General features: G+C 63.6%; 3 protein-coding genes. 2 read left to right on the top strand and 1 reads right to left on the bottom strand.

Annotated elements, in window-relative coordinates; translation table 11 throughout:
- Window positions 1-23 precede the first annotated feature (23 nt).
- Window positions 24-938: a LysR substrate-binding domain-containing protein gene (locus tag KG698_RS14910; RefSeq protein ID WP_300984179.1), complete on the top strand. Its 915-nt coding sequence runs from the start codon at window positions 24-26 to the stop codon at window positions 936-938.
- Here the strand turns inward: KG698_RS14910 and bhcR are convergent.
- The gene (gene bhcR / locus KG698_RS14905) at window positions 935-1,771 is read right to left on the bottom strand and encodes an HTH-type transcriptional regulator BhcR (RefSeq protein ID WP_213686332.1); all 837 of its coding nucleotides are present in this window, start codon (window positions 1,769-1,771) and stop codon (window positions 935-937) included. The genes KG698_RS14910 and bhcR overlap by 4 nt on opposite strands.
- Window positions 1,772-1,944: 173 nt before the next feature.
- On the opposite strand from bhcR, the gene KG698_RS14900 reads away from it, so the two are divergent.
- Window positions 1,945-2,879, top strand: a 935-nt coding sequence (locus tag KG698_RS14900; protein WP_213686331.1) for an aminotransferase class V-fold PLP-dependent enzyme, incomplete at its 3' end; no start/stop codon positions are given.

Genomic DNA, 2,879 nt, shown 5'->3' with positions numbered 1-2,879 from the left:
ATTATTTTGCAATAATCAGAGCCATGGACCTCACCGATCTGCGCTGTTTTCTGATGGTGGCCGAAGAGCTGCATTTCGGCCGCGCCGCGCGCAGGCTCGATCTGCTGCCCGCCACGCTCGGCCGCCGCTTGGCCACGCTGGAGGATCATTTGGGCACAGTGCTGATCCACCGCACCACGCGGGCCGTCTCGCTTTCGGCCGCTGGGCAAGAGCTTGTGGCGCAGGCCCGCGACCTGATCGCCGCCGCCGATGCGCTGGAACACCGCGCCCGCAGCCTTGGCCGCGACAGCGCCACCCGCCTCAGGATCGGCGCAATCGACAGTGCAGCGGCGGGGTTACTGCCCCAAATCCTACCCATCTACCGCTTGTGTGCACCCACTGTGCAAATCACGCTGGAGGAACGCAAAACCATCCAGCTTTTGCCGCGCCTTTTGTCGGGACAGATCGATCTGGCACTGATCCGCCCACCCGAGCGGCGCGACCCGCGCGTCAAACTCCGCGCGCTTTTGTCGGAAAGCACGGTTGTGGCCCTACCCGATGGGCATGATCTGGCCCGCCATGACAACCTGACGGTGGCCGATCTTGCCGATGCGCCGATGATCGTGCCTGACCGCCAATCGCGCCCGCATAGCCATGACCTGACCATCAAGCTCATGCACGAGGCGGGATATGCCGCGCGCATCGCCCAAGTGGCCGAGGAAAAGCACACCATTGTCAGCCTTGTCGCGGCGGGGCTGGGGCTGGCCATCGTGCCGCGCTGGTCGGCGCTGGGCACGCCCAAGGGGTTGGTGTTCCGCCCGCTCCTGACGCCCGAGGGCCAACCGATCCGCCGCCTGCATCTGGCCGCCGCTTGGTGCGCAGACCGGCGCGACCCGGTCCGCGACGGGTTCCTCGATTGCCTCGAGGCCCATCTCGCCGCGATGGCACAATCCGCCTAGGCTTTGCCATCCGCCCCCAGCGCCGCCGACAGATCGGCGGCAGCACGCAGCACCGCCTCGGCCAAGCGCTGGGTTTGCGGCAGCGACACCCGGCTGACCGGCCCCGAGACCGAGAGCCCCGCCACCGCCTCGCCCTGCCAATCGAAAACAGGGGCCGCGATGCAGCGCATCCCTTCGGTCTTTTCCTCGTCGTCGATGGCATAGCCGCGCGCGCGTGTTTCTTGCAGATCGGCACGCAATTCGGCCGGATCGGTCAAGCTGCGCGCGGTGAACCGGTCCAAGGGTGCGGTCGCGATATGGCGCGACAGCCGGTCATCGGTCATCTGCGCCAAAAGCGCCTTGCCGATCCCCGAGGCATGCATGGGCGACAGCGTGCCGGGCGGAAAGAACGCCCGGATCGAGGCATGGCTTTCCACTTGGCTGACAAATAGCACATGGGTGTCGCGCGCGATGCCAAGGTTCGCGGTCTCGCCCGTCGCCTCCATCAAACGGCGCAAGATGGGGCGCGCACGATCCACCACCGAGGTGCGGCGCAAATAGCGCGCCCCGATCAAGAACGCGCGCGGCCCAATATGCCAAAGCTGCGCGCCCGCGTCGAATTCGACCAGCCCGCGCGCCTCCATCGTGGTCAAGATCCGATAGGTGGTGGCAGGCGATTGATCGGTATCGGCCGCAAGCTCGGACAGTGTCGCGCCCGAGGTGGTCGACAAATGCTCAAACACCGCCATCGCACGGTCTAGCGACTTGATCGTGTTTTGATCGCTTTTGTCATCCCACGCCTTGGGCCGCCCCCGCGCGCGGCGGGGGGATTCGGGGTTGGTCGGTTCGCGCATCTGGACCTCGCTGCAGTGCAGTGAAAAATGATTTCATATCGTGAAAAATACCAACACACTGAAATCATTCAATATGCCCGCACCATAGCATTTCTGAAAAACGTTTTCAAAAAAATTGTGCGACAATGGCGCACAGGTTAGGTGTCACAGCAGAGATGAGGAGACGGCATCAGATGAGCTTGCAGAACCCAGTTTTCATTCCGGGCCCCACCAATATGCCCGAAAGCGTGCGCCGCGCTTGCGACATGCCCACGCTCGACCACCGGTCGAACGTGTTCAAAGACATTCTGCACCCCGCGCGCGATGGTGTCCGGCAGGTGATGAAATCGCAAAATGCCGAAGTGTTCATCTTCCCCTCGACCGGCACTGGCGGCTGGGAAGCGGCGATCACCAATACGCTTTCGCCCGGCGACACGGTTCTGGCATCGCGCAACGGCATGTTCTCGCTCAAATGGATCGACATGTGCCAGCGCCACGGCCTGCATGTCGAGATTGTCGAGACTGCTTGGGGCGAAGGCATTCCCGCAGACCGTTTCGAGGAAATTCTGACCGCCGATACCAGCCACAAGATCAAGGCGGTTCTGGCCACTCATAATGAAACCGCTACCGGCGTGACCTCTGATATCGCGGCCGTCCGCCGCGCGATGGATGCAGCTAGGCACCCTGCACTCCTGTTCGTCGATGGCGTCAGCTCGATCGGTTCCATGCCCTTTGAATTCGATGGCTGGAAGATCGATGTCGCCGTGACCGGCAGCCAAAAGGGCTTCATGATGCCCGCGGGCCTCGGCATCGCGGCCTTCTCGCCCAAGGCGATGGCAGCGGTCGAGACAGGCGGCCTGCCGCGCACCTATTTCGACATTCGCGATATGGCCAAGGGCTACGCCGCCAATGGCTACCCCTATACGCCCTCCGTTGGTCTGCTCAACGGGCTCAAGCTGGCCTCCTCCATGCTGCTCGATGAGGGGTTGGAGAATGTCTTTGCTCGCCATACCCGCATCGCAACCGGCGTGCGCGCTGCAGTCGCGGCTTGGGGGATGGACCTCTGCGCCGCCCGCCCCGCGCTTTATTCCGACACGGTCAGCGCGATCCGCACCCCCGAAGGCTTTGA

Source organism: Roseicyclus sp., assembly GCF_018402035.1.
Classification (GTDB): domain Bacteria; phylum Pseudomonadota; class Alphaproteobacteria; order Rhodobacterales; family Rhodobacteraceae; genus Roseicyclus.
Note: the sequence above shows the minus strand (reverse complement) of the source record. Positions and strands in the feature narration are given on the sequence as shown.